The sequence below is a fragment of the Paenibacillus sp. RUD330 genome (assembly GCF_002243345.2).
GTDB lineage: Bacteria > Bacillota > Bacilli > Paenibacillales > Paenibacillaceae > Paenibacillus_O.
The window spans coordinates 1,503,751-1,529,082 of record NZ_CP022655.2; the positions used below are offsets into that span (position 1 = coordinate 1,503,751).

At 56.9% G+C, this 25,332-nt stretch carries 23 protein-coding genes; 20 read left to right on the forward strand and 3 right to left on the reverse strand.

Translation table 11 applies throughout. The features are described from left to right. Nucleotides 1–11 precede the first annotated feature (11 nt). The 10 genes from CIC07_RS06550 (at nucleotide 12) to CIC07_RS06595 (ending at nucleotide 12,663) form a co-directional block, all read left to right on the forward strand. On the forward strand, nucleotides 12–605 hold the full coding sequence (locus CIC07_RS06550) for a hypothetical protein (RefSeq protein WP_076359466.1): 594 nt from the start codon (nucleotides 12–14) through the stop codon (nucleotides 603–605). A gap of 319 nt (nucleotides 606–924) precedes the next feature. Beyond that, nucleotides 925–4,611, forward strand: coding sequence for a response regulator (locus CIC07_RS06555; protein ID WP_076359467.1), 3,687 nt, complete (start codon nucleotides 925–927; stop codon nucleotides 4,609–4,611). A gap of 52 nt (nucleotides 4,612–4,663) precedes the next feature. Continuing rightward, nucleotides 4,664–5,452 carry a CheR family methyltransferase gene (locus CIC07_RS06560; RefSeq protein WP_083688687.1) on the forward strand — a complete coding sequence of 263 codons (789 nt, stop codon included), beginning with the start codon at nucleotides 4,664–4,666 and terminating at the stop codon, nucleotides 5,450–5,452. 27 nt (nucleotides 5,453–5,479) lie between these two features. Further along, on the forward strand, nucleotides 5,480–7,729 hold the full coding sequence (locus CIC07_RS06565; protein WP_076359469.1) for a response regulator: 2,250 nt from the start codon (nucleotides 5,480–5,482) through the stop codon (nucleotides 7,727–7,729). Nucleotides 7,730–7,820: 91 nt separating this feature from the next. Further along, nucleotides 7,821–9,158 carry a TrkH family potassium uptake protein gene (locus CIC07_RS06570; RefSeq protein ID WP_076359470.1) on the forward strand — a complete coding sequence of 446 codons (1,338 nt, stop codon included), beginning with the start codon at nucleotides 7,821–7,823 and terminating at the stop codon, nucleotides 9,156–9,158. A 131-nt stretch (nucleotides 9,159–9,289) separates the two neighbouring features. After that, nucleotides 9,290–10,243: a magnesium transporter CorA family protein gene (locus CIC07_RS06575; RefSeq protein WP_076359471.1), complete on the forward strand. Its 954-nt coding sequence runs from the start codon at nucleotides 9,290–9,292 to the stop codon at nucleotides 10,241–10,243. 138 nt (nucleotides 10,244–10,381) lie between these two features. Then, nucleotides 10,382–10,720 (forward strand): hypothetical protein, encoded by a 339-nt coding sequence (locus tag CIC07_RS06580; RefSeq protein ID WP_139334461.1) that lies wholly within the window; start codon nucleotides 10,382–10,384, stop codon nucleotides 10,718–10,720. Between the two features lie 137 nt (nucleotides 10,721–10,857). Then, on the forward strand, nucleotides 10,858–11,382 hold the full coding sequence (locus CIC07_RS06585) for a hypothetical protein (RefSeq protein WP_076359473.1): 525 nt from the start codon (nucleotides 10,858–10,860) through the stop codon (nucleotides 11,380–11,382). Nucleotides 11,383–11,547: 165 nt separating this feature from the next. After that, the gene (locus tag CIC07_RS06590) at nucleotides 11,548–12,417 is read left to right on the forward strand and encodes an SPFH domain-containing protein (RefSeq protein ID WP_076359474.1); all 870 of its coding nucleotides are present in this window, start codon (nucleotides 11,548–11,550) and stop codon (nucleotides 12,415–12,417) included. 12 nt (nucleotides 12,418–12,429) lie between these two features. Further along, nucleotides 12,430–12,663, forward strand: a complete 234-nt coding sequence (locus CIC07_RS06595; RefSeq protein ID WP_076359475.1) for a type II toxin-antitoxin system antitoxin — start codon at nucleotides 12,430–12,432, stop codon at nucleotides 12,661–12,663. A gap of 87 nt (nucleotides 12,664–12,750) precedes the next feature. On the opposite strand, the gene CIC07_RS06600 is transcribed toward CIC07_RS06595, so the two are convergent. From CIC07_RS06600 to CIC07_RS06610, 3 genes are all read right to left on the reverse strand, one after another. Beyond that, a complete protein-coding gene (locus CIC07_RS06600; RefSeq protein ID WP_076359476.1) occupies nucleotides 12,751–13,629 on the reverse strand; it encodes a carbohydrate ABC transporter permease in 879 nt (292 codons plus the stop codon). 22 nt (nucleotides 13,630–13,651) lie between these two features. Next, the gene (locus CIC07_RS06605) at nucleotides 13,652–14,509 is read right to left on the reverse strand and encodes a carbohydrate ABC transporter permease (protein ID WP_076359477.1); all 858 of its coding nucleotides are present in this window, start codon (nucleotides 14,507–14,509) and stop codon (nucleotides 13,652–13,654) included. A gap of 114 nt (nucleotides 14,510–14,623) precedes the next feature. Then, nucleotides 14,624–15,988, reverse strand: coding sequence for an ABC transporter substrate-binding protein (locus CIC07_RS06610; RefSeq protein ID WP_094248360.1), 1,365 nt, complete (start codon nucleotides 15,986–15,988; stop codon nucleotides 14,624–14,626). A 594-nt stretch (nucleotides 15,989–16,582) separates the two neighbouring features. Here CIC07_RS06610 and CIC07_RS06615 point away from each other — a divergent pair. The 10 genes from CIC07_RS06615 (at nucleotide 16,583) to CIC07_RS06660 (ending at nucleotide 25,328) form a co-directional block, all read left to right on the forward strand. Next, nucleotides 16,583–17,758: a LolA family protein gene (locus CIC07_RS06615; protein WP_076359479.1), complete on the forward strand. Its 1,176-nt coding sequence runs from the start codon at nucleotides 16,583–16,585 to the stop codon at nucleotides 17,756–17,758. A 171-nt stretch (nucleotides 17,759–17,929) separates the two neighbouring features. After that, a complete protein-coding gene (alr, locus tag CIC07_RS06620; RefSeq protein ID WP_076359480.1) occupies nucleotides 17,930–19,135 on the forward strand; it encodes an alanine racemase in 1,206 nt (401 codons plus the stop codon). A 191-nt stretch (nucleotides 19,136–19,326) separates the two neighbouring features. Beyond that, nucleotides 19,327–19,608: a CopG family ribbon-helix-helix protein gene (locus CIC07_RS06625; RefSeq protein WP_048745833.1), complete on the forward strand. Its 282-nt coding sequence runs from the start codon at nucleotides 19,327–19,329 to the stop codon at nucleotides 19,606–19,608. A gap of 3 nt (nucleotides 19,609–19,611) precedes the next feature. Next, on the forward strand, nucleotides 19,612–19,962 hold the full coding sequence (locus tag CIC07_RS06630; protein ID WP_021877237.1) for a type II toxin-antitoxin system PemK/MazF family toxin: 351 nt from the start codon (nucleotides 19,612–19,614) through the stop codon (nucleotides 19,960–19,962). 226 nt (nucleotides 19,963–20,188) lie between these two features. Beyond that, nucleotides 20,189–20,917 carry an SAF domain-containing protein gene (locus CIC07_RS06635; RefSeq protein WP_076359481.1) on the forward strand — a complete coding sequence of 243 codons (729 nt, stop codon included), beginning with the start codon at nucleotides 20,189–20,191 and terminating at the stop codon, nucleotides 20,915–20,917. Next, nucleotides 20,914–21,750 carry a P-loop NTPase family protein gene (locus CIC07_RS06640; protein WP_076359482.1) on the forward strand — a complete coding sequence of 279 codons (837 nt, stop codon included), beginning with the start codon at nucleotides 20,914–20,916 and terminating at the stop codon, nucleotides 21,748–21,750. Before CIC07_RS06635 ends, CIC07_RS06640 begins: the two co-directional genes overlap by 4 nt. Further along, entirely contained in the window at nucleotides 21,747–23,234 is a 1,488-nt protein-coding gene (locus tag CIC07_RS06645) for an ATPase, T2SS/T4P/T4SS family (protein WP_083688689.1), read from the forward strand. The genes CIC07_RS06640 and CIC07_RS06645 overlap by 4 nt, the downstream gene beginning before the upstream one ends. Continuing rightward, complete coding sequence (locus CIC07_RS06650) at nucleotides 23,231–24,169, forward strand: type II secretion system F family protein (RefSeq protein ID WP_076359483.1); 939 nt, start codon at nucleotides 23,231–23,233, stop codon at nucleotides 24,167–24,169. The genes CIC07_RS06645 and CIC07_RS06650 overlap by 4 nt, the downstream gene beginning before the upstream one ends. Before the next feature lie 174 nt (nucleotides 24,170–24,343). Beyond that, nucleotides 24,344–25,081 (forward strand): hypothetical protein, encoded by a 738-nt coding sequence (locus CIC07_RS06655; protein ID WP_139334462.1) that lies wholly within the window; start codon nucleotides 24,344–24,346, stop codon nucleotides 25,079–25,081. A 94-nt stretch (nucleotides 25,082–25,175) separates the two neighbouring features. Then, a complete protein-coding gene (locus CIC07_RS06660) occupies nucleotides 25,176–25,328 on the forward strand; it encodes a hypothetical protein (RefSeq protein ID WP_157742032.1) in 153 nt (50 codons plus the stop codon). Nucleotides 25,329–25,332 lie beyond the last annotated feature (4 nt).

Here is a 25,332-nt window from a genome sequence, read left to right on the forward strand (position 1 = left end):
GAGGAAGCAATGTGAAAAAGACGATCATTACGGCTTCGGTTGCCTGCCTGTTTCTGGTTATAGGAATGGCGATTTCCTTGACCCGTCCCGCCGCATCGTTGCCGTCTGCCGCCGCGCCGGCCAAGGAGACGGAAACGGCAGCCGGCCAGCCTGCTCCTCCCGCTGTGATCGCTTTGCTGAAAGAGGAATCGTCCGCCTCGGCGAATGCCGTTCCGGAGACGATGGATTTCGGCACGATCAACGGAGTCCGCCTGACCGACGACAAGGAGCAGATCGTCTCCGAGCTTGGACTTCCGCTCGAAGCGGCTCAGGATGAGCTTCTCGCCGAGCAGACTCGCTGGACTTATCCCGATATGAACATCGCTTTCACCGGCACGGAAGTGGATTATGTGAGCGTGCCCTCCTCGAACGGATCCGTTCGGGTAGGGGAGGAAGAGCTTCCCGTCACTCTGGAAGGCTGGGCAAGCCGCTATGGAGAGCCTCAGTACAAGGCCGAGGATGGCGTCGGATATGTGGATGCCAACGGTTTTGCCGCCAAGCTGTTCCTGAATCAGCAGACGGGGCAGGTCCTATCCGTCGACTTCTTCTGGGCGGACATGGAATAGAAGAATCGCCGATGAAAAAAACATAGATTTCTGTCGAAAAGGTGATTCAATCCCATTTCGTCAGGGTAAAGAATAGAAAACTTTGATTCAACGTCCGGTCGCAACCCTTGAGGGAGGCGGCCGATTCGTGTGTTGACCAGGAAATGCTGCCAATACGTCGAGAGAGGATGACTCCCGGCTCTATTATTTGTACAATTGTATTAGAGTGAATGCGTTCATAGAGAAAATGCATTCATATATTCATAGAGTGAAAGATTGAGGTTCTCTGCATATACAGCTCATCCACAATTGCCCAGAGAGGATTCGGTGATCGGTCAACATGAAAATACGGACAAAAGTTCAACTGGGGTTTGTCATCCTGCTTGCCATCATGATTGTCCTCAGCAGCGCGGGAATACGCAACCTGTTCAATCTCAGCAATCAGCTGAACGAAATCTACGACCAAAGATACACCAAGGTTGCTACGACCACGAGCATGCGCGGCAACGTGAACAATGTGGCCAAATACATGGTCAACATTCTGACCGTGCCCACGAAGGAAACGGTCGAGCGAAACCGCGACAACATTCAAAAAAACAAAGAGTCGGTCCAGGCCGCCATCAAAAGCCTCGAAGGCATCGCCTCTTCCGATTCCGAATATCAGATGCTGGACAAGATGGAATCCAGCACGGCGGACTTCTTCTCCTATGTCGACCGGGCCATGAGGCTGGTGGAGGACGGCAACGGCGCTGCGGCCGTGGCGCTGCGGGAAAGCGAAGGTCTCCGCTACCAGGAGACGCTAGTCAACAATGCCGACGATATGGTCGCCTACCATCAGCGGGCGCTTGATCAGCTGGTCGAGCAGACGAGGAACGACAACAAATCGACGACCAACATCATGATTGCCGTCACGATTGCCGGCGTCCTGCTCGGCCTATTCATCATCATCTGGAATACGAAGACGCTCAACCGCGGCTTCCGGTTCCTCTCCTCCGCTATCGTCGGGTTCTCTCGGGGAGAATCGACCCGGGAGACGCGCCTGGATGCGATCGTGCAAGAGGGAGAGTTCAAGGAGGTCGCCGATTCCTTCTACAAGCTCGCGGACGATCTGGATGAAAAGACGCGGGCGGAGAAAATATACAATCAGACGATGCAGGACCAGACCTGGCTCAAAACGAGCCTGGCCAACGTCATCGTTGGCGTTCAGAGCATCACCGAACTGGAAAATCTGGCGGAGAGATTCATCTCCGCCGTCGCCCCGCTTACGGGAGCGTCCTACGGAGCGCTCTATATCCGCGATCATCTGGGAGAAGGCAGGACATTTACGCTGCGCGCTTCTTATGCAGGAACGGAAGGCCTCGAAACGGCCTCTTCTTTCCGGTTCGGAGAAGGACTCGTAGGCCAGAGCGCGGCGGACAACAAGTCGATGCATCTGACGGAAGTGCCGGAAGGATATCTCAACATCCGCTCGGGCATCGGGCAGACTCAGATCCGGGAGCTCTATCTGCTGCCGGTCCACTATCAGCATTCCGTCGTGGCCGTGCTTGAGCTCGGAAGCCTGCAGTCGTTCACCGGCCTGCACCACGAGCTGCTGGAGCAGATCGGCGAATCTGCCGGCATGGTGCTCCACAACCTGTTCGGAAGGATCCGGATCGAGGAGCTGCTGCGCGAGTCGCAGACGATGAGCGAGGAGCTCCAATCCCAATCCGAAGAGCTCATCAGCCAGCAGGAGGAGCTGCGCAGCTCCAACGACCGTCTCGAAGAGCAGACGAGAGCGCTCAAGGCTTCCGAGGAGCAGCTGCAGAGCCAGCAGGAAGAGCTGGAGCAGACGAACGAGGAGCTGCTGCAGAAGACCCATTTGCTGGAGCTTCAGATGAAGGAGACGAAAAGGCACAGCCAGCAGATCGAGCAGACGAGGGATGCGCTCGAGAAGCAGACGGTTCAGCTCGGCCTCGCTTCCAAATACAAATCCGAGTTTCTCGCCAACATGTCGCATGAGCTGCGGACACCGCTCAACAGCCTGCTTATTCTGTCCCAAATGCTGTCGGACAACAAGGACGGTAATCTCACTCAGAAGCAGATTGAATTCGCAACGACGATTCATACTTCGGGCAGCGACCTGCTCAAGCTGATCGACGAAATTCTCGACCTGTCGAAGATCGGCGCAGGCAAGATGGATGTCGTAACCGAGCATGTGCCTCTGCGGGATCTCGAGCAATACGCCATGCGCAGCTTCCAGCCGCTCAGCATCCAGAAGGAGCTGCCGTTCCATACGAACACCGAGGAAAACGTGCCCGCGGAAATGTTTACGGACAGCCACCGCGTCAAGCAGATCCTGCGCAATCTGCTGTCCAACGCGTTCAAGTTCACGACCCAGGGCTCCATCAGCATGCTGATCCGCAAGTCCACTCCGGACGAGATGCCGGAAGGCGCCCAGGGCAGCTGGATTTCGTTCGAAGTGAAGGATACGGGCATCGGTATCCCCGAAGACAAGCAAGCGATCATCTTTGAAGCCTTCCAGCAGGTCGACGGGACGACGAGCCGCAAATACGGCGGCACCGGACTTGGCCTGGCGATCAGCCGCGATCTGGCCAGACTGCTTGGCGGAGACATCCATCTGACGAGCAAGCCGGGAGAGGGAAGCGTCTTCGTGCTCACGCTGCCGGAATTCCATCTCGTCAAAATGAACGAGGGAACCGATTTCGAAGTCTCAAGAAGCTCGTTCAGCGGCATGGACGAAGCGGCGGCAGCCCTTCCGTCGCCGGTCATCCCGGCGGAACGGAAGCCGATGAAGCCGGAGCTTACCCGCCATGCGTTCGATGTGGAGGACGACCTCAAGGAATTGAAGGACGGGGACAAGGTCGTCCTGATCGTCGAGGACGACGTCGCTTTCGCCAAAGTTCTCGTCGATATCGCCCGCTCGCGCGGCTTCAAGGCCATCGTGGCCGGACAGGGAGACAAAGGCTTGTCTTATGCGCGGACGTATCTGCCGGATGCGATCCTTCTGGATATCCAGATGCCGGTCATGGACGGCTGGTCCGTCCTCCATCATCTGAAGAACGATTCCAACACTCGCCATATTCCGGTCCATCTGATCTCGGTTATCGACGAGGTCCAGCAGGGCCTCGCGCTCGGAGCGATCGCCTATCTCAAGAAGCCGGTCTCCAAGGAGCATCTCGACAATCTGTTCACGCAGATCGGATTGTTCATGGAGCGCAACATGAAACGCCTGCTCGTGGTGGAGGACGACGAGATCCAGCGCCACGCCATCGAGGAGCTCATCGGCCACGACGATCTGGTCATTACGGGAGTATCGTCCGGACGCGACGCGCTCAAGGAGCTGAGCGAGCATCATTACGACTGCATGGTCCTCGATCTCGGCCTGCCGGACATCACCGGCTTCGAGCTGCTGGACCAGATCAGGCGCAACGAGGAGCTGCATGATCTGCCGATCATCATCTACACCGGGCGCGATCTCGAGAAGCGCGAGGAAATGATGCTCAAGAAATACGCCGAGACGATCATCGTCAAGGACGTCAAGTCGCCGGAGCGGCTGCTTGACGAGACGACGCTCTTCCTGCACAGGGTGGAAGCCGAGCTGCCGGAAGACAAGCGCAGCGTGCTGCGCAAGCTTCACAGCGTGGAGACCATTTTCGAAAACAGGGACGTTCTCATCGTCGACGACGATATCCGCAACGTGTTCGCCTTGTCCAATGTCCTGGAAGGGTATAAGATGAACATTACCTATGCCGAGAACGGCCGGGAGGCCATCGAGCAGATCGAGAAGAATCCCGATCTTGATCTCGTCCTCATGGACATCATGATGCCGGAAATGGACGGATATGAAGCGATGAGGCTCATCCGCGCCGACTCCCGCTACGACAAGCTGCCGATCATCGCCGTCACCGCCAAGGCGATGAAGGGCGACCGCGACAAATGCATCGAAGCCGGGGCCAGCGATTACATCGCCAAGCCGGTCAACGTGGATCAACTTCTTTCATTAATGAGGGTGTGGTTGTATAAATAGCGTCAAACCTCGTCCGAGCGATTCGGACGAAAGAGAACAGCTGGAGATCGAGATGCTGCTCGTGGCCATGTTCAGGCTCTATGGCTATGATTTCAGGAACTATGCCTATGCCTCGATCCGCAGAAGAATATGGCATCGGGTGCATGCGGAACGGCTGACGACGATCACGGCGCTTACGGACCGGGTGATCCACGACCGCGGCTGCATGGAAAGGCTCCTGTCGGACCTCACGATCCATGTCACCGAGATGTTCCGCGATCCGGAAGTGTTCAAGTCGTTCCGCAAACATGTCGTTCCGCTGCTCAAGACGTATCCGTTCATTCGGATCTGGCATGCCGGCTGCTCGACCGGCGAAGAAGTCTACTCCATGGCGATCCTGCTGCATGAGGAAGGGCTTTACGATCGTACGAGAATCTACGCCACGGATATGAGCTCGACCGTTCTCGACGTCGCGAGGCAGGGCGTATTCCCGATCGAGCGGATGCAGCAGTATACGCGCAATTACCAGGACGGCGGCGGCAAGGAGTCCTTCTCGGACTATTACACGGCCAAGTACGAATCGGTTATTTTCCAAAGCTTCCTGAAGAAAAACATCGTGTTTGCCCAGCACAATCTGGTCACGGACGGCTCCTTCAACGAATTTCATGTCATCCTGTGCCGCAATGTCATGATCTACTTCAACAAGGATCTCCAGAACCATGTGCATGGGCTGCTCTACGACAGTCTCAGCATGTTCGGCGTGCTGCTGCTGGGCACCAAGGAAAGCATCAACTTCACGCGGCATGCGGACCAGTTCGACGACCTGGACCTGATCAACCGGATCTACCGCAAAGTCAAGTAAAGCCACAGACAAGGGAGGGGGGAAACCATGATCTCTTATGACGGGCCTATCAATATCCTGCTGGTCGATGACTACCCCGAAAATTTGCTGGCCATCGAAGCCGTCCTTGGCGATCTCAACTACAACCTCGTCAAATGCCTTTCCGGCGAGGAGGCGCTGCGGGCGCTTCTGAAGGATGATTTTGCCGTCATCGTCATGGATGTCCAGATGCCCGGCATGGATGGTTTCGAAACCGCTCGAATGATCAAATCCAGGGACAAGACCAAGGAGATTCCGATCATTTTCGTGTCGGCGACGAGCAAGGAAGCCCAGCATATGTTCGCCGGCTACGCCGTCGGGGCGATCGACTATATGCTGAAGCCCTTCGTTCCCCAGATTTTCCGCTCCAAAATCGAAGGCTTTGTCCGGATGTACGTCAGCAACAAAACCTTGCAGCAGCAAGCCGTCCTGCTCCAGCAGCAGACGCAGGAGCTTGAGCGCATGAACAAGGAGCTGATGCGGACGGCCTACCAGCTGACCAAGTCGGAAGCCGTCAAGAGCGTCATCAGCTCGACTTCCATGGACACGATGATCACGTTCGACAAGAACGGGATCATTCTGACGGTGAATCCGTCGGTATTTCCGATGTTCAAGTATCAGGAAAGAGAAGTGATCGGCAAGCAGATCGACGAGCTTATCCCGGGCATATGCGTCAGGCAGCTGGACATCATGGGCGAAGCCGCGATGGACGGCACCTCTTCCGGGCGCCTGATCGAGGTCATGCCGCGCCGCAAGGACGCCAGCGTCTTCCATGCGGAGATCAAGCTGGGCAGCACGCTGGTGGATGAGGAAGTCATCTTCGCCTGCACGGTCAGCGACATCAGCGAGCGCAAGAAGTCGGAGGCGGAAATTCTTGCGGCCAAGGAAGCGGCGGAAGTGGCCGACAGAGCCAAAACGGAGTTCCTGGCGATGGTCAGCCACGAGATCCGCACGCCTATGAACGGCATTCTCGGCATGACCAATCTCCTGATGGAGACGGAGATGAACGAGGAGCAGAAGGATTTCGCCGAAATCATCCTGAAGAGCGGCGACAGCCTGCTCAGCGTCATCAACGACATTCTGGACTACGCCAAGATCGAAGCCGGCAAGCTGGAGCTGGAGATGGTTCCTTTCGATCTGAAGAGCTGCGTGGACGAATCGCTGGATCTGTTCATCGCCAAGTCGCGCGAGAGCAATCTCGATATTCTTTGTTCGATATCCCCGGATTTGCCGGAGTATCTGTATGGAGACGTGACCAAGCTGCGCCAGATTCTGATGAACCTGATCAGCAATGCGATCAAATTCACGCATGAAGGGCATATTGATGTCGACGTGCGCCTCGCCGAGGAGTCGTTCGGTCATGCCGACCGCCAGGAAGATGGCATCGCTGTCCAGTTCAGGGTGAGCGATACCGGGGTAGGCATTCCCGAGGATAAGCTCCCGCTCTTGTTCCAGCCGTTCTCCCAGCTGGATTCCTCCATGACCCGCAAGTACGGTGGAACCGGACTTGGCTTAGCCATCTGCAAAAATCTGGTGGAGCTGATGGGCGGGACGATCGAGGCGTGCGCCAATGAGCCCAAAGGAGCCTGCTTCACCTTTACCGTGCGTCTCAAGCAAATGGAGGAATGTTATCCCGCTTTGGAGGGAGATCAAGCCGACGACAATCCGCTGCCCGGCTCCCGTCCATGGGAAGCTCCTCCTCATTCGGATTCCTTTTCTTTCTCCGCCATGCTCAGCCAGACCTATACCGAGACTACGGCGGCCAGCGAGACGGGCGTCGACAGCCGCCTTGTCTTGAAGGCCAACGTCCTGCCGTTCACGCTCGGCACTGGAGATCGAGGCGTGCCGGCGCCGAGCGAGCGTTCCCGGGTTCTCGTCGCCGAGGACAACGACGTGAACCAGAAGCTGATCCTCAAGCTCCTCGACCGGCTCGGCATCGAAGCGGATGTGGCGGAGAACGGGGAAGCGGCCGTGGCGATGGCAAAAAAACGATTCTATGATATGATCTTCATGGATATGAAAATGCCGGTCATGGACGGACTTGAGGCGACGAGGCTGATCAACGGGGATGCGCGTGCCGGCAAGCAGCCGGTCATCGTGGCGATGACGGCCAACGTGCTGCCGGGAGACAGGCAGCGCTGCCTGGAAGCCGGAATGACCGATTATATCAGCAAGCCGATCCGGCTGGAGATGCTTGAAGCGATCATCGGCCGATATTTGGATTTTGACTGGACCATGGGCAGGCAGTCCACGCATTGATGTGGGCTGCTTTTTGCATGCCCTGGCCGAACAGCTTGTGACGGCTTTGCAGCGCAAGCTTTAGAAATGAAGCGGAAAGGGGCTTCGAGCCGTGCTGTCCAATCGTTATATCCGCTCTGCCTACCTTACCCCTCCGAGGGTGCTTGCGGGCGGATTCCTTTCTCTGATCGTGCTGGGCACGATCCTTCTCGCCACCCCTGCCGCTTCGGCTGACGGGGTGCGGATCCCTGTTCTGGATGCGCTGTTCACGGCGACATCGGCCACATGCGTGACGGGGCTGACCATTATGAACACAGGCACCGAATACTCCTTGTTCGGACAAATCGTGCTGCTCGTGCTGTTCCAGCTGGGAGGGACGGGCTTCATGACGGCCGCCACCTGGTTCGCCCTGGCGTTCGGCCGCAAAATATCGCTCCGTGACCGTCTCGTGCTCAAGGAGTCCCTCAATCAGACGGAGATGAGCGGAATCGTTCAGCTCGTAATAAGGATCTTTTTGTTCTCCGCCGCTATCGAAGGAGTCGGAGCGCTGCTGTACACGTTCATCTGGATGGACTCCATGCCGCTGTCCAAAGCGGCTTACTTCGGCGTATTCCATGCCGTTTCCGTGTTCAACAATGCCGGCTTTGAAATTATCGGGGGCTGGAGCCAGTTCGTCAGCGATCCCGCCATCAACCTGATTACGATGACGCTCATCTTCTTCGGCAGCATCGGCTTCATTGTCATGGCGGATCTGATCCGGTTTCCCGAGAGGCGCAAAATTTCCCTGCACAGCAAGGTCGTGTTATGGGCTTCTGTCGTCCTCACATTGGGCGGCGCCATTCTTTTCTTCATCTTTGAATTTACGAATACAAGGAGCTTCGGCGATCTGGGGCTCAACGGCAAGATCTGGGCCAGCTTCTTCCAATCGTTCAGCTTGCGCTCCGCAGGAATCAACACCGTGCCGATCGAGGAGCTGCGTCAGGCGACCCAGCTTCTGATGATCATCCTCATGTTCATCGGAGCCGCGCCGGGCTCTACAGGGGGAGGAATCAAGCTGACCACCTTCGTCGTGCTGCTTGCCGGCATCCATGCGATTCTGCGCGGCCGCGAGGATGCGGTTATCTTCCGGTACCGGATTGCCGCCAAGGAGCTGTATCGGGCCATCACGGTCACGCTCATGGGGGTCATCATTATCGTCGCCTCCACGATGATTCTGACGACCGTGGAAAATGCCTCCTTCCTTGTGCTTCTCTTCGAGGCCGTGTCCGCGTTCGGCACGGTCGGGTTCAGCCTCGGAGCCACCCTGGATCTTACCCCCGTCGGCAAGGGTGTGATCATCATCCTGATGTTTGCCGGCAGGCTCGGACTGCTGACCTTGGCGTTCGCGATCCGCTCCAAATCCAAAAAAGAGCCGTTCCGATATCCGGAAGGCCGAATCATTATCGGCTGAGAATCGAAGCCCCGCTTGCGGGGCTTTTTTTTTCAATCATTGCCATCCCTCCAACTGATTCCGGGAGCGGCGGGGCAGGGTAAAGGAAGGATAGTCAGGTCAAGATGCAGCTAGTCAGGAGTGGGATCAGGATGGGGAACGAGGAGAAGCGTCCGGCGGCGGAAAGCTCGGGCTGGACATGGCATCGAAGCGACGACAGCGCGCAGGCTGCGGAGATGTGGCGGCAGGACGAGGCTGTCCGGAAATGGATCGACAGGAGCAGGGACCGGGAGGTGAACCATCTTGCGGCTGTTTCCTTCCAAGGCAAACGCAATGCGGTGTTCGGGACGCTCGTCGTCGGAAAAGCGGATGACGATCAGGGAAGCAATTGCACGATGCATTTCTATTTGGGGCACCGCAATCTATATACGATCGGCTTTCAAGAAGAGAATATTGTCGACGGCTGCGAAGGAGCGGCTCATTTTTTTGCGGAAGTCGAGCAGACGGAGACGGCTCTGGACGGATTCATCAAGCTGCTTGCCGGCATCATGGAGCCTTTCTTCGACGGGATGGACAACTTCGAGCAGAAGCTGCGCGAGATGGAGGAGAATATCCGGGACCGCAACGGCGGATACATGTTCCACCGCATTTTGGAGCTCCGCTACGGCCTGCTCCACTGGACCGGACTGACGAGGCCGGTCCGCGAAATCCGGTTCGCTCTTGAAGAGGCGTTTCCCGAAGAGATGAAGGAGAGCCTCATCCACCAGGCGTTCAACTCGCGTCTGCAGAGAATGATCATGCTGCAGGAGGAGTACCGGCAGGAGGTGGAGTCGCTGCTTCTGCTCGAGGACAATATCTCGAACTACCGCGGCAACGAAATCATGAAGACGCTCACCGTATTCACGATTCTTTGCACGCCCATGATGGCGATCGGCGCTATCTGGGGAATGAATTTCGAGCAGATGCCGGAGCTGAAATGGAAGCTCGGCTATGTATTCGGGCTTGCCGTCATTCTGGCGGCTACGGTCGGCGTATATTTCTGGATGCGGACGAAAGGCTGGATGGGAGACCTTCTCCGGGAGGACAACCGCAGGGAGCGGCTGTGACGGCATGCGGCCGGAAATGTTGGCGGGAGGCTTGGGCACGCTGTTTAACAGCTGCCTGAGCCGTGTAATAGCTAGTACGGCAGCGCTGGAATGCACTGACCGAATCTACCTCGAATGAGGTCTTAACAGGCGGTGTTGATGATGACCATCAAATATCGAAATACTTGCTCCGACATCGAGATTCTGGTCAAGCATGAAGAGTCGGACTCTGTTGCTCCGTACCGAGTCAATATTCAAAGCTCCAAAAATCCGCTCAGCTTCGGCAACAACCTGGCCAGCGCCACTTCGGAAGAAGCGGCGGTCAAGATTGCAGATCAGCTGTGCAGCTTCTACTCCCTTGCAAGGAAGAGCGGTTACTATCTCAAAGGCAAATCGTTCACGAAGGCGGATTGTCCGGAAATTCCCGTGGCGGAAGTGCTGGAGGACAATCTGACGGAGCAGCAGTTCAGCGAGCGGCTCCAGAGCCAGTCCGTATAAGATCCATTCCTTTTCATACAGCAGCGGGCGTCCCTCCGGGGACGCTTTTTTGAATTTAAGAAAGGTTGGAATAATTAAACAATAATAGGGGAGCATACAAAAGGAAGGAATCCAAGACCGAAAGGATGACAGCATCGATGAAATCAACCTGGACAGCGGCTGCCTTGCTGCTTGCCGCTCTTGCCCTGCCAGCCGCCGCTTGCGCCGCGCCGCAGGCATCTCCGGCATCTCCGCAGGCATCTCCGCATGCATCGCAGGATATGGGCGCTCCGGATCGCTACAACCATCAAGGAGATCTGCGGAATCCGAAGGGCCATCCGCATCATGACCGTTACCGCGAAGCCCGGAAGCTCGCCATGCTGAAGGAAGCCGCGGCCTATTTCGGCATCAAGGCCGACGGCAAGACGGAGGCGCAGCTTCGCCAGGAAGTTCATGCGGCCAAAGAAAAGCAGCCGGAGAAATGGACGGCCTTCAAAGCGAGCATGAAAGAAAAGCGCTTCGCGAGAATGAAGGAATTCGCCGCCAAGCAAGGCATCAAAGTCGAGGGCAAGTCCGAGCAGCAGCTTCGCGACGAGTTGAAAAGCCTGCATGAGCAAGGCAAGCTGAAGTTTCCCGCGCCGAAGGATCCGGCTCATCAGACGGACGGCACACAGCCCTCTTGATGGAAGAGGGGCGATGGAAGCAGCATCAGATCCCTTCGCTGGTGCGATAGAAATCCTTCCGCTGGTGCGGTAAAAATCCTTCCGATATGGAAGGATTTTTATATTTCCATTTTAAAGAAAAAGTGATATCATAATTATATCAAGTTGATATGGAGTGTGATGGGGATGAAGGAACATCAGGCTTGGCATGCGAACGGTTTCCTGGCGACGCTGGCTGCTATCGCAGCGCTTGCGGCAGCAATCTGGTGCTTTGTGTCGGGCAATGCCGAGGATGGATCGACGGGCATGAATGTGCTGGGCGTCGTCCTGCTGCTGCTGGCGCTCGTGGCGTTCAGCTCGCTTACGGTCGTTCAGCCGAATCAGGCGAAGATCATCACGTTTTTCGGACGTTACAAAGGAACGGTGTCGGATAGCGGGCTGTGGATCGTCGTTCCGTTCACGGTCAAATCCAGGATGTCGCTCAAAGTCAGAAACTTCAACAGCCAGAAGCTCAAGGTCAACGATGCATCCGGCAACCCGGTCGAGATCGCCGCGGTGGTCGTGTTCAAGGTGACGGATACGGCCAGAGCGGCATTCGACGTCGACGATTACGAGACGTTCGTGGAAATCCAGAGCGAGACGGCGATCCGCCATATCGCGGCGCAATATCCGTATGACACGTACGAGGACAACTCCGTCATCTCGCTCCGGGGCAATGCGGACGAAATCTCCGGCCGGCTGCTCTCCGAGCTGCAGGACCGCCTCAGCGTTGCCGGCGTGGAGGTGCTGGAAACCCGTCTCTCCCACCTCGCTTACGCAGCCGAGATCGCCGGGGCGATGCTTCAGCGCCAGCAGGCGGAAGCCATCGTAGCGGCCCGGCAAAAAATCGTAGATGGTGCTGTCGGCATGGTGGAGTCGGCCCTGCAGCAGCTGAAGCACCACGGAATCGTACTGGATGACGAACGGCGTGCGGCGATGATCAACAATCTTATGGTTGCCATCGTCTCCGAACGGGGAACGACGCCGGTCATCAATACCGGTACGCTTTACAATTAGGGCAGCCGCCTAATGGCCAAAGAACGCAAGGCGTTTCCGCTGCGCCTGGACCTGGAGCTGTACCAGGCCGTGGAGAAATGGGCCGGCGACGAATTCCGCAGCGTAAACGCGCATATCGAGTATCTGCTCCGCGAATCGCTGAAGAAAAACGGAAGGCTCAAGGGCCTCCCTCCCCAGGCTGCGGAGAATCGACCCAAGTCCGCTCCTTCCGGGGACGATGAGGTCACGGAAGACGGATCGAGCTAGCAGCAAGCCTCATGATTTCATGGAGGACCTTAAAGACGAACTAACCTCGCGGTCTCGACCGCGAGGTTAGTTGTATTTGCGATGGAATCAGCCTTTGATCGCGCCTTCGGTCATTCCTTTTTCAATGTACTTCTGAATGAAGAGGTACACGATCAGGACAGGGATGACAGTGAGCACGACTGCGGCGGCCATGAGGCCGAAGTCGGTGCCGTACTGGGAGCTGATCTGGGCGAGCAGCGCTACGATCGGCCGCACCGAATCCTTGTTGACGAAGATGATGGCGGAGAACAGGTCATTGTAGGACCACAGGAAGACGAAGATGCTCGTCGAAGCGAAGACCGGCCTTCCTACGGGCAGGAAGATTTTCGTGAACATGTTGAACCGGTTGCAGCCGTCGATGAAGGCGGCTTCCTCCAGCTCCTTGGGGATTGTAGCCAGATACCCGGCGATGACGAGGATGGCGAAGGACAGATTGCCTGCCGTCTGAGGCAGAATGAGGCCGAAGTAGGTGTTGACCACCTTCCACTTGATCAGCAGCTCGTACACGGGCACGACGGTGGCGAAGGTCGGTATGAGCAGCGTCGCGACCAGCAGCGAGTTGATGAGGTTGCGTCCGCGGAACTTGAAGCGCGACAGAATATAGGCTGCGAGCCCGGCGACAATCAAGACGAGCACGACGACGGAGACGGACATGATCAAGCTGTTGGCATAGGCCCGGCCGATGCTGATGCTCTCGAAAGCGTTCGTGTAGTTCAGCTTATCCGGAGGAATCGCGAGCTTGAACGAATTGTCCATGACCTCGTCGGACGACTTGAACGAATTGTTGATGATCCAGATGAGCGGATAGATCGTCGTGAGCGCCCATAAGGAAAGGCATAGATAAACGAAGGCCATCCCGAACGGGAATCGCTTGCCGGCGCGGCCTCTCGTCACAGGTACGGTATTGGCAGGATTGACTTGCTGCATTCACTTTCCACCCCATTGCAACTTAATATGTGACTTCTTCTCTCTTGAGGAGACGGTTCGTAATCAAGGACAGGATGACCCCGAAAATGACGATATAGATCGCTATGGTGGAGCCGTAACCGAAGTTCTGGTCCACGAGGGCCTTCTTGTACATGTACGTGCCGAGCAGTTCCGTCCCGTTCCCGCCGCGGGTCAAAATGAAGACGAAGTCGAAAATCTTGAGCGTGCCGGTGATGGCAAGGATCATGACGACCTTGATGTCGCTCAAAATAAGCGGGATGGTCAGCATGGTTGTCTTCTTGATGCCGCCGATTCCTTCCAGCTTGGCCGCTTCATAGAAATCGGAAGGGATTTTGGACATGGCGGTAAGGAAGAGCACGAAGTAAAAGCCGACGTAATGCCATACGGTCGGAACCGCGACGGCTTTCAAGGAGCCCGTTTCGCTCATCCACAGGATCGGCTCGAAGCCCAGCTTGGCGATGATTCCGTTGAGCAATCCGAACTGGTAGTTGTAGATGAGCACGAACAGCAGGGATATCGCGGCTCCGGAGATGACGATCGGGAAGAAGAAGACGGTGCGGAAAAACTGCTTGCCCTTGGAGATGCTGTCGACCATGACGGCCAGCACAAGCGCGATTCCGACTTGGAAGATCAGGACGTACAGCATGATTTCCAGCGTATGCAAGGTAGCGGCGCCCAGGAGATCATCGGAAAACAGGCGCTCGTAATTGTCCAAGCCGACAAATTTCTTGTTGAAGAAGCCGTTCGTGCGGAAGAAGCTGAGATAGAAGCTTTTCAGGAACGGATAGTATACAAAGGTGCCGAGCAGCAGGACAGCCGGCAGCAGGAAAGCCAAAATATATTTCTTATCGCCCTTCATTCAATCACCTTTTTGCGGTTTATCGTCGAGCTCCTGTCTTTTAAAAAACTCGCCGCCCTTCTAGCAAGCGGGCGGCGAGTCGGGTTGGCTATCGCCTGGATATGGACGCCTTGCTTACTTCTTGTTCGCGACTTCGATCTTCTGAGCGGCTTCGAGGGCTGCTTTCGCCGTATCTTTGCCGGACACGATGCCTTGGACATGCTGGCGGATCGTCGTGAACGTTTCCGGAGCGACCTGCGTGTCGATCGGAGCGTTGATCGTCGGAGCTTCGCTGGCCATCTTGAAGCCGTCCAGAGCGAGCTGAGGCAGGCCTTCCACTTGCACGTTGGCAGCGGCTGGAGTACCGGAGTTGGCTTGAGCGATCGCTTTGATCGTATCCGGCGACGTCAGGAACTTGAGCAGCTGGACGGCAGCGTCCTTCTTGTCCGCGTTGTCGTACGTGCTCTTCGACAGGTAGAAGCCGGAGCCGAAGCCGCCGATGATGGACTTTCCGTCGCCTTTGCCGCCTGGAATGGCCGGGAAAGGAAGCACGGTCGAAGCCGCTTTGACTTCGTCGGAGAAGCCGCCCTGCGCCCACGAGCCTTCGATGACCATGGCTGCCTTGCCTTGGGAATAGTATTTCGCAGCCATGTTCAGGTCGATCGTGGCGGCGTCTTTAGGGAAGGCGCCGAGCTTGCCGATCTCGTTCAGCTTGGAGAGGCCGAGCTCCCAGTCCGGATTGACGGCATCGAGGATGCCCGAGTTGTGGCCTGCGCCGCCGGCGGCGCCGAGGACGAAGTGCTCGATCAGATAATGGGATTGATCGAATGGAGCGGCGAGCGGGATGACCTTGTTCTCGTTCAGCGTCTTGATGGCCGTCGTGAACTTGTCCCAGTCGGTAGGAAGCTCCAGGTTGTATTTCTTGAAGATGTCCTTGTTGACGTACAGGCCTTCGTAGTAGCCCGTCAGCGGAGCGGCATAGATGTTGCCGTCCGGCTGCTTGACGGCGTCGAGTGCCGCAGGGTTGAAGCCTGCTTTCCATTCTGCATCCTCGTCGAGCAGAGCGTTCAGCGGAACGACTTTGCCGGCATCGACGAAGCCTTTGGCGTCGGCTCCTACGAAGTAGAAGAGCAGGTCCGGCTCGTTGCCGCTGGACATGTCGGTGTTGACCTTCGTGCGGAAGCTGTCGTCGTTCGCGGACATCGCATCGTTCGTGATTTTGATGTTCGGGAATTTGGCGGAGAAATCGTCAAGCGCTTTCTGGAAAGCAGGCTTGGCCGCGTCCGTTCCGGCGAAGGTGGAGAATACGCGGAGCGTGACGTCTTTGGCTTCCGGAGCCTTGGACGCCTCCGGGCTCGGCGCGGTGCTTGTCGCCGGGCTTGGTGCCGGACTTGCGTCTCCGCCGGTATTCCCGGAGTTGTTGCCGTTGCTGCCGCATGCCGACAGGAGCAGCACAGTCGCCACGGAAAGGGCGCACAGAGCTTGGGACTTCTTCTTCATAGACGATGATCCCCCTTAGTTTAGCTAAGTCTTTTCGTACAGATCGTTGATCTGCTTAACTAAAGTCTAGAAGGTTTCCAGCACCCCGCCAAGGCAAGATTGGTTCTAAAGGAGGGGGATATTCCTATGGGCATGGGGGATTATTTTATGGCCAATAGGGGAAAATCATCTTTTTATTTCCAGTTGCCGTAGGGGAAGGGGAATTGATCAGGAAATCAATGGGCCGCAAGTCGCGCTGCCGATCGAAAGCGCGGCGGCAGCGAAGACGGAGCTCTGGAGTTCTGCAGCATCGATTGCTCTGGATCTCGATTCTCGGAGCGAATTATCGCATGGGCAGGCTTGAGGAAAATCCGGTTCGGCTAGGGGGATTGAAATCTATTCTTTCATTAAAGCGAATTTGCATGGCACGACGGCGTTGAACGCCCCCGCTCGGCAAAACCCCGCTCAGCTGGAATGGGCTGAATCATCGGCTTTCTGCGGGCTGGCTTCAGACAAAAAACTCGGCCAAGCAGAAACCCGTCCGCATAATTGGCCAAGACCCCTCATAGACATGTTATCAGCTTAGGAAAACCAATGTGCAGAGGGGATGATTACATGCGTCGCATCACATGGATCGCGGCTTTGATTGCCTGCTTTACGCTGGTGCTGGCCGGATGCGGCAGCAAGGACGCCGGCTCCGTGGTGAAGGAGCTGGGCAAGCTGCAGGACAAGACCGAGACTTACCAAGGAACGGGGACGATGACGCTTCATACCGCCACGCAGCCGCTGGAGTACAAGGTGGACGTGAAGTTCCAGAAGCCCAACTATTACCGGATCGCGCTTACCAACGAGAAGAAAGACCTGACGCAGATCGTGCTGCGCAACGACGAGGGCGTGTTCGTCCTGACCCCGAGCCTGAACAAGGTATTCCGCTTCCAAAGCAACTGGCCGGAAGACCAAGGTCAAGTCTATCTGTACCAGACGCTGGTGAAGAGCATCCTGCTCGACAACTCGCGCCAGTTCGCTTCCGAAAAGGACAGCTATGTGTTCGATGTGATGGCTAATTATCAGAATGCTTCCCTGGCCCGGCAGAAAATCTGGCTGAATAAATCGGATTATGCGCCGAAGCAGGTCGAAGTAAGCGATTCGAATGCTTCCGTGCTGGTCGACGTGAAGTTCGATTCCTTCAAATTCAATGAAAAGCTCGACAAAAGCGTATTCGACACGAAGACGAACCTCCAGTCCTCCCCTGCGGCTGGCTCCCAGCCTACCACTGCCGTTCCGGAGTCGGATGCGACGGACGGCAAGGCCGCCGACCCGGCCGGCAAGGACGGCGACGCAGGCAAAGGCGGAGCGGCCTCTGCCGGCGATGGTCAGCAGGGCGCAGGCTCGGCGGATCCATCCGGAGCGCAGGAGGAGGACGGACAGCAGGATGCCGCAGCCGATCCGACGAGCTTCGTGCCGATGGAGCCATCCTATCTGGGCGGCGACGGCATCGCGCTGAAGGATTCCAGCGAGATCGTATTCGGCGGAGAGCCTGGCTACATCCAGCGTTATTCGGGCACCTACAATTACACGCTGATCGAAACCCAGCCTGAAGACACGGCGGTGGCCATGGGCACCGGACGGATGGTGGACCTCGGCTATACGTGGGCCCAGCTCAACGAAGGCGAACAGACGACGCTCACCTGGACCTATGGAGGCAAGGAATTCCGCTTGACCAGCGGCGATCTTCCGCAGGACCAGATGATTGCGGTAGCCCAGTCTGTCGTGGATGAAATGGGCAAATAAACAAGCATGCAAGAGGCGTTCGCGGGCATTGGGCGGCGCCTCTTTTCCCTACTTGCCGATGCGGAATTGGCAACAGGTGCCAGTGCCGAACCGGCCCCGTTTCATTGACAGTCCCGGGGTCAGCGTTTAACATTAGAGGCACTGGGTTCAAAAGAAAAGGACTGAAATACGATGGATGAAGCGGCATTTTATCGGCCGACCGCAGCTCATATTTCCCTGGATGCCCTGGCTCACAACATCGCAGCCTTCCGCTCCACGCTGCCGGCGCGAATGAAGATGATGGCATCCGTCAAGGCGAATGCCTATGGACACGGCCTCATCCAGGTCGCCCGCGAAGCCGAGGCTCGCGGAATCGACTATCTGGGTGTGGCTTTTCTTGACGAAGCTCTCTCGATCCGCAGAGCGGGCATTGCGGCGCCGATTCTCGTGCTGGGATACGTTCCGCCGGAGGGACTGCCGGCGGCGCGCCGGCATGATGTATCCATCGCCTTATTCCGGGAGGATGTTCTGGAAGCGGCGGCATCGCTGCCCGAGGATGAAGGGCGCAGGCTTAAGGTTCATATCAAAGTGGATACCGGAATGGGCAGGCTCGGGACGCTCGCCGACGGCAGCGGAGCTGCCGAACGGTTCATCGAGAAGGCGCTCTCGATTCCGCAGCTTCAGGTCGACGGAGTGTTCACCCACTTCGCCAAGGCGGATGAGGCCGACAAGAGCTACACGCTCCTGCAATACGAGCGGTTCGCCGGGATCATGCATTACGTGCGCAGCCGCAGCCTTCCGATTCCGATCCTGCACAGCGCGAATACGGCGGCAGGCATGGATACGCCGGAGCTCGGCGGCGACATGCTCCGACTCGGCATCGGCATGTACGGCCTCTATCCTTCGGATGAAGTGGAGGTCGGAAGAATCGGCTTGCGGCCGGTCATGTCCCTGAAGACCGAAGTCGTGCATGTGAAGACAGTGCCCCCTGGCTGGGGAGTGAGCTACGGCACCCGCTTCGTTTCCGCCGCCGATACCCGCATCGGCACGCTGCCGGTCGGGTATGCAGACGGCTTCAGCCGGATGCTCACCGGCAAGGCCGAAGTGCTGCTGCGAGGCCGCAGAGTGCCGGTCGTCGGCACGATCTGCATGGATCAGTGCATGATCGCGCTTGCAGCCGCGGACGAGGCGGATAGTTCGGCGGTGCGCCCGGGCGAGGAAGTCGTGCTCATCGGCTCCCAAGGCGAGGAGACGATTTCGGCCGAGGAAGTGGCCGGCAAGCTCGGCACGATCAATTATGAGCTTACTTGCATGCTGGCTGCGCGAGTGCCGCGAATTTATGCGCGCGGCGGCGCAGTCGTCGAAGTGTCGAATCCGCTTCTCGGCGGAGGGATGTGAGGCTTCTTGTCATTTTTTGAAGAAGTCAAGCAGGAATCGCGTCGCTATGCGGCGAATAGCCTTTTAACGACTATTGAAGGATCTTGCCGTTCTAACGAAAAGTGCCCTTTCATAGGTATGGTTGAGTATAGCTCGATACCAACGGAGACATAATGGTAATAGGCTTTGACAAGTTTTGGAGGTGCGAGTTGGTGGCCAATCTGCAGAATACCAAACGAATCATGATCAGTATCCCGGACCAGCTCCTTGAAGAAGTGGACGGAATCGTCGCCAAAGAGAACTCCAACCGCAGCGAGTTCATCCGGCAGGCGATGAAACTTTACCTGGTGGAGCGCAAAAAACGTCAGATCCGTGAATTGATGCAGCGCGGTTATCTGGAAATGGCTAAGATCAACTTGAACATGGCCTCGGAAGCTTTCCACGCGGAGGAAGACGCAGACCGTGCGCTGGGCCGCCTCGTCAGCGGGGTGTAGCTCTTGATCGTCAAACGCGGCGACGTATTCTTTGCAGACTTATCTCCCGTCGTAGGCTCCGAGCAAGGCGGCGTGCGCCCGGTGCTTGTCCTTCAGAACGATATCGGCAACCGCTTCAGCCCGACGGTCATCGTAGCGGCCATTACGGCCCAGATCCAGAAGGCGAAGCTTCCTACCCATGTTGAGATCGACGCCAAGGCTCATGGCTTCGATCGCGATTCGGTCATCCTGCTCGAGCAGATCCGCACGATCGACAAGCAGCGCCTTACGGACAAGATCACGCATCTCGACGACGAGATGATGAGACATGTCGACGACGCGCTGCAGATCAGCGTCGGTCTGATCGACTTCTAAGCCGGCAGATAATCGGTTCCGCCATTTTCTGCCTGGCGATTCTGTCTGATGAGGCCAATATGGAAAAAAATGCTGGACAGGTATTTATTCTGTTGATACTATAGACTCAAACATAACCGTATACGATGCATGGCATCGTTTTGCTCGCGAAGAACGCAAGCAGTTGAACCGGATTTCCGGTTCCTGCTTGCGTTTTTTGTTTTTCCGGGGCAGAGAAGGGAGCGACATGTTCAAACGAAATCAGAAATCCACCGCTTTTCTGGCAGCTGCGCTATCCGCCGTACTTGTATACGGCCTTTATCAAGTCCAATCGAAAATGCTGGAGAGGCAGCAGTCGGTGCAGATCGTCGCTCCCAAGCGCTTCATCGCAGCCGGAGAGAGGATAGCTGCGGATGATCTCCGTTATATGGCGATTCCGGAGCAGGCGTTCAATTCCGACATGATGACGGATATGGATTTGGCGGCAGGAAAGGAGGCTGTCGTCCCCCTTGGGGAAGACGAGCCGCTTCGAAGCTGGAAGATGGACGGATACCGGCTGATGCCGGCCAAGAACGAATCCACCTTCCAGCTCCCCCGAAGCTACGTGCTTTCGGTATCCAACGGCATCCGCGCCGGCGATCGGGTACAGCTGTATGTCTCGGGAGCGGCAGAACTGTCGGAAAGGCTGTTCCCGGAACCCGTCATCGTCGCTTCGGTGAAGACCGGAGGAAACCAGGAGATCGACGACATGGACAATCCCAATCTGCTGTCGCTTGCCGCCGGCGACCGCGAGAAGATGTATGCTTCCCGCCGGGATGCGAACGGAAGGATCGAGGACATCAACCTGAATCTAACGGAAGAGCAATGGCTGCGGATCGATTCGCTCTGCAAATCGGGAGAGAGCAAGCTCGTCGTTGCCTACAGCCCCGACTCGCTCAACGCTGTGGCGGCCGCCGCACTGGGAGGCAGGCCATGACGGCACCGCTGATCGCGTTTATCGGGACGACGCCCAACATCGGGACGACGGCGGCGGCTTATGCGGCGGCCTGCCGAATCGCGGAGCAGACCGGCGGGGAGGTCGGCTTCCTTTGCCTGAACTTGAAGAGCGCCAAGCTCCATCGTTACCTTGGCAGCGATGCTCCTGCTCATACGCTGGATGCGATCCGTCCCGAGCTGAAATCCCGCTCCTTGACGCCACGGATGCTGAGGCGGGCTTGCTGGTCCTCCCCGGATGAGCCTGGCATGCATGCTCTCTTCGGCAATCTGCTCAGGGACCAGGCCGAATATTTCACGCCGGAGGAAGCGGAGCATTTGCTGGAGACAGCTGCGCTGACCTTTTCGGCGGTCGTGGCGGATGCCGGCTGCTATTGGGACAATGCCGCGACGATCAGCGCCGCTCGGCGCGCCGATTCCCGGATCTTGTGCACGACCGGAGCGCTCTCGCATTTCCAGGAGGACTGCAGCCGTTGGATTCGCCAGGTTTCCCCTTTGTTTGGAGTCGATCCAAGCGTATATGAGCTGCTTCCCATTCACTCTCCATGGAGAACAGGAGGATACAAGATGAAGGAAATCGGAAAAGAGACAGGACTGCCGTTAATCGGGAATTTTCAAACGAACGAAGCCTTTTATGATTCCCTTGACCATGGCCGATACGGGCATTGGCTCAAGAAGGATGCTGCCGGAGCCCAGGTCATGAGCGGTCCTGCAGAGACGCTTGTGAAACGGCACGGCCTGAGGCAACGGGCGGCTGTGGAATCGCAGCCCTGGTATCGCCGGCTGCGCGCCCATCGCGGAGAGCTGGGGGTATGAGCGGAGAGAAGAAATTCTCTCCCTCCGCCTATTCCGCGAAGCTCAAAAACGAAGACTCGAACGAAAGCTTGCCGAAACAAGCCGGCGTTCCGGTCGTCCGGATGATGATGAAAGAAGATGCAGCCGACGAGGATCAGGCTCGGAAGCCGTCCGACTTTGCCAAAGCGGCGGATGACATGAGGGCTTATCTGGCTTCGCCGCGCGGCTTGACGGAGGAAGAGCGGCGTGAATACGGCGAGAAGCTGAATCGGGCCGTTCTCGGGTATTCGGGAGAGCGCAAGGAGATTCTGGCTCTCATTACGGACAGGCTGCTGAGGCTGCGCATTCACGAGCTGCCCGGAACGGCTGGCGGGTATCCTTCCTTGGCGGAGGCGCTGTTCGCAGAAGTCATCGGGCTGGGAGCGCTGGAGCTTGTCCTTCAGGAGCGGACCGGCTTGGAAGAAATCCAGGTCGTAGGAACAAGAATTTATGTGATGCGGGAAGGCCGGGTCTCGCGGTCTCCCTGCCGTTTCCAGTCCTTGAAGGAGGTGGAGCGGATCCAGCAAAATCTTGTTCTCTACAATAACGACCGCATCAATCCCCGCAAAAGATGGGCCGAGGTCATGCTGCGGGACGGCACTCGCGTTACGATGACGGGATTCGGATTCACGTCGCAGCCGACCCTTACGCTTCGTTTCTACGCTTCAAGGGCTTTTCGCCTGGAAGAGCTGATTTCTCCCGAATGCGGCACGATGAACGCCGCCATGGCGGCCATGCTGAGAGCCGCGCTTGAGTGCCGGTACAATCTGGTCATCATCGGACCGACGGGATCCGGCAAAACCCATCTGCTCAAGGCTCTCATCGCCGAGCTGCCCGACGACGAGCGTCTCGTCACGCTGGAAAGCCGGCTGGAGATGATGCTGAGCCGCGATTTTCCAACTAAGAACGCGGTGGAATATGAAATGGACGAGGATGATCCGCTCCATCGTTCCGGACAAGCCTTCAAGCTGGCGCTCAGGCAATCTCCCGATCGGATCATCCATGCCGAGATTCGGGATGAGGATGCGAACATCTACGTCAGAGCATGCACCCGGGGGCACTCGGGCAGCATGACGACCGTTCATGCGAACCGTCTTGAAGACATACCGGATACGATCTGCGACATGTGCATGCTGGATGGCAGAGCCATGAATCCGGACCGGCTTTCCAAGCGGATCGCAGGTTATGTGACCCAGGTCGGAATCGAGATGCAAGTGGTGGACGGCAAGCGGAGAATCGTAAGAATTGGCCGGATCCGTTGGAATCGGGGACAGGTGAGCGTGCTCGACTGGGCCGTCTATGCACGCGGATCAGGCAGATGGCGGATGGCTGCTGCTCCTGATCCGGACGATTGCAGGCGCTTTGCCGAAGCGGGATTTACGGTGCCTTCTGCCGGATTTGCGGTCACCGAGGCTGAAACCGGCGAATATCGGACGGAGATTCCGATGAAGGCGCTGCAGATATGAACGGAGGGATTCTTGCCGCAGCGGCCTCCCTGCTACTTGGATTATGCTTCTTCATCCTTGTGATGGCGATGCTTCGTCACGGGGAAAGAGCCTATTATTCGGCTGTCAGACTCGATTACCGCCGCGACCGCAGCTTCAAGGCAAGGTTTGCTTCCTTGCTGGCCAAGCAGGAGCGAATGTACGGTCATATTTCCCTCTTGCTTGAATCGGTGCAGTCTAGAATCAAGCCCGAAGGCTTTTTGCTTCTATCCTTCTTTCTTTTGGCTGCCGGATCAACGGGCGGGGCGCTTCTGTTTTTAAGCTTGAAGGGAAGTCTGCTTTCCGGAGCCATGGGGGGGCTGGTCCCTTATGTATTCCTTAGAAGCCTGCTGCTGCATCGCCAGATGCAGGCGAGAATGGACTTCCTTCCGGCGATGGAGCTCTTTTACCAATGCTATATGATTACGGGAGAACGGCAGATCCGCAGGGCATTGCAGCGGGTTGTCGAGGAACAGCGGCTTCTTGGACCGATGCAGCCCGTTTTCGAGCAGCTGTACCGCAATCTGTCCGTCCGAGGAGATGACGAAGCCAGCCTACGGATCTTCGCTTCGTCGCTCGGTCATAGGTGGGGCGATTATCTGGTCGAAATTCTCCGAATCGCCCTCATTGAAGGCAATCCGGTATCCGAAAATCTGCGGGAGCTGGTGGGAGACATGCGCAAGTCGAGGCGGATTGCAGAACAGGAGCGCCATAAGCTTCTGGAGATCCGAATCGCGAATTTTACGCCGATCCTCTTTCTTGCCGTCTTCATGGGGATCAATATCCGGTACAACGCAGACAATTCCTACCGGTACTATCTGCAGGACGCCGCAGGCAGGGACATGCTGCTGAATGCGCTGCTGCTAATATTCATGTCTTTCTTGATGGGTCTTTGGCTCTCACGCAAAAAAATGTAAAGGACACGGGTGTTTATGATCATGATGGAAGGCTGGGCCGCTGCCATATTCTATGCATCTGCTTTGGGACAGTTCGCACTTGTCGCGGTTTCGTTCTTTTTCTTAGGGAAGCTGCTTCCGGCAAGGCGCAGGCGCTGGCTCCATCTTCCCGAACGTCCTTGGAAGCATGTTCGGGTGACGGAGGAACGGCTTGCATTCTGGAAGCTTTCCAAGGATAGCCTCTATTATCAAGCAAGGGCGGCGCTGCTGGCCGGATGCGGTCTGGAATACGATCCTGGGCTTTATCTGCTTGTGCGGAGGATTTCGATGCTGGCTTGCATGCTCGTGGCGACAGGATGTGGAGCATGGCTCGCGATAGGAGCGGCGCGTCCCATTCAAGCCGCAATCATGGCGGTGTCCGCGGCGGTATTTATGTGCGCCTATGCCGACAAATCCATTCTCGGCGCCTGGAAGAAAGCCAGATCGAGACGTATCATCCAGGAAGTGCATGCCATCAGCGTACAACTGCTGTACCTGCAGGGCTCCAGCCTGCATATCCACGCCAAACTCATGAGATGCGTGCCCTACACACGAGCCCTTCGAAGCGACCTTCAGCGGCTGCTCGGCGAATGGTACCACGATGCCGAAGAATCCATCCGCCAGTTCAAGCATCGGATCGGGACGGAGGAGGGAATGAGCTTCGCCGAGACGATCGAATCGCTGAGGGTGCATGATCACGAGGCTTATTACGTCCTTTTAAGGGAACGTATCCGCGATTACAAGGACAAGCTGGAGCTTTTGAAGGAAAGCCGCAAGGAGTCAAGCTCGTACCTGCTGTTCGTGCTCGCGGGCATTCCGATTCTTTATACCTTCCAGGTGTTTATCTATCCGTGGGTCAGGGAGAGCCAAGCCCTGTTCAATTCGCTCAACTGACACAAGGTCTCGGAGCTGACGAGGCATCTGATTCAGCTCATCCAACCTGACAGCTCAAGCAAAGCTAAAGGCAACCGCTATTCAAGGAGGTGAGATGATGCGCAATATTTTAGTCACGGTCATGATGCTGGTTGTCGTCATGCTGCTGTTCAACTCTATAATCGCAGATAACGGCACCGGCACGCGGGTGCGGATTCAGAATCACGGTACGGCTGCGAACGGCCAGATCGGCAGCCTGCTTCCTTAATCTC

Bases quoted from the DNA above. Each gene is read 5' to 3' on its own strand.
- CIC07_RS06635 (WP_076359481.1), top strand. From the start codon at position 20,189: ATGTTCAAACGAAATCAGAAATCCACCGCTTTTCTGGCAGCTGCGCTA.
- CIC07_RS06555 (WP_076359467.1), top strand. From the start codon at position 925: ATGAAAATACGGACAAAAGTTCAACTGGGGTTTGTCATCCTGCTTGCC.
- CIC07_RS06575 (WP_076359471.1), top strand. From the start codon at position 9,290: ATGGGGAACGAGGAGAAGCGTCCGGCGGCGGAAAGCTCGGGCTGGACA.
- CIC07_RS06595 (WP_076359475.1), top strand. From the start codon at position 12,430: ATGGCCAAAGAACGCAAGGCGTTTCCGCTGCGCCTGGACCTGGAGCTG.
- CIC07_RS06615 (WP_076359479.1), top strand. From the start codon at position 16,583: ATGCGTCGCATCACATGGATCGCGGCTTTGATTGCCTGCTTTACGCTG.
- CIC07_RS06645 (WP_083688689.1), top strand. From the start codon at position 21,747: ATGAGCGGAGAGAAGAAATTCTCTCCCTCCGCCTATTCCGCGAAGCTC.
- CIC07_RS06600 (WP_076359476.1), bottom strand. From the start codon at position 13,629: ATGCAGCAAGTCAATCCTGCCAATACCGTACCTGTGACGAGAGGCCGC.
- CIC07_RS06660 (WP_157742032.1), top strand. From the start codon at position 25,176: ATGATGCGCAATATTTTAGTCACGGTCATGATGCTGGTTGTCGTCATG.
- CIC07_RS06560 (WP_083688687.1), top strand. From the start codon at position 4,664: ATGCTGCTCGTGGCCATGTTCAGGCTCTATGGCTATGATTTCAGGAAC.
- CIC07_RS06590 (WP_076359474.1), top strand. From the start codon at position 11,548: ATGAAGGAACATCAGGCTTGGCATGCGAACGGTTTCCTGGCGACGCTG.
- CIC07_RS06580 (WP_139334461.1), top strand. From the start codon at position 10,382: ATGATGACCATCAAATATCGAAATACTTGCTCCGACATCGAGATTCTG.
- CIC07_RS06610 (WP_094248360.1), bottom strand. From the start codon at position 15,988: ATGAAGAAGAAGTCCCAAGCTCTGTGCGCCCTTTCCGTGGCGACTGTG.
- CIC07_RS06650 (WP_076359483.1), top strand. From the start codon at position 23,231: ATGAACGGAGGGATTCTTGCCGCAGCGGCCTCCCTGCTACTTGGATTA.
- alr (WP_076359480.1), top strand. From the start codon at position 17,930: ATGGATGAAGCGGCATTTTATCGGCCGACCGCAGCTCATATTTCCCTG.
- CIC07_RS06585 (WP_076359473.1), top strand. From the start codon at position 10,858: ATGAAATCAACCTGGACAGCGGCTGCCTTGCTGCTTGCCGCTCTTGCC.
- CIC07_RS06605 (WP_076359477.1), bottom strand. From the start codon at position 14,509: ATGAAGGGCGATAAGAAATATATTTTGGCTTTCCTGCTGCCGGCTGTC.
- CIC07_RS06640 (WP_076359482.1), top strand. From the start codon at position 20,914: ATGACGGCACCGCTGATCGCGTTTATCGGGACGACGCCCAACATCGGG.
- CIC07_RS06565 (WP_076359469.1), top strand. From the start codon at position 5,480: ATGATCTCTTATGACGGGCCTATCAATATCCTGCTGGTCGATGACTAC.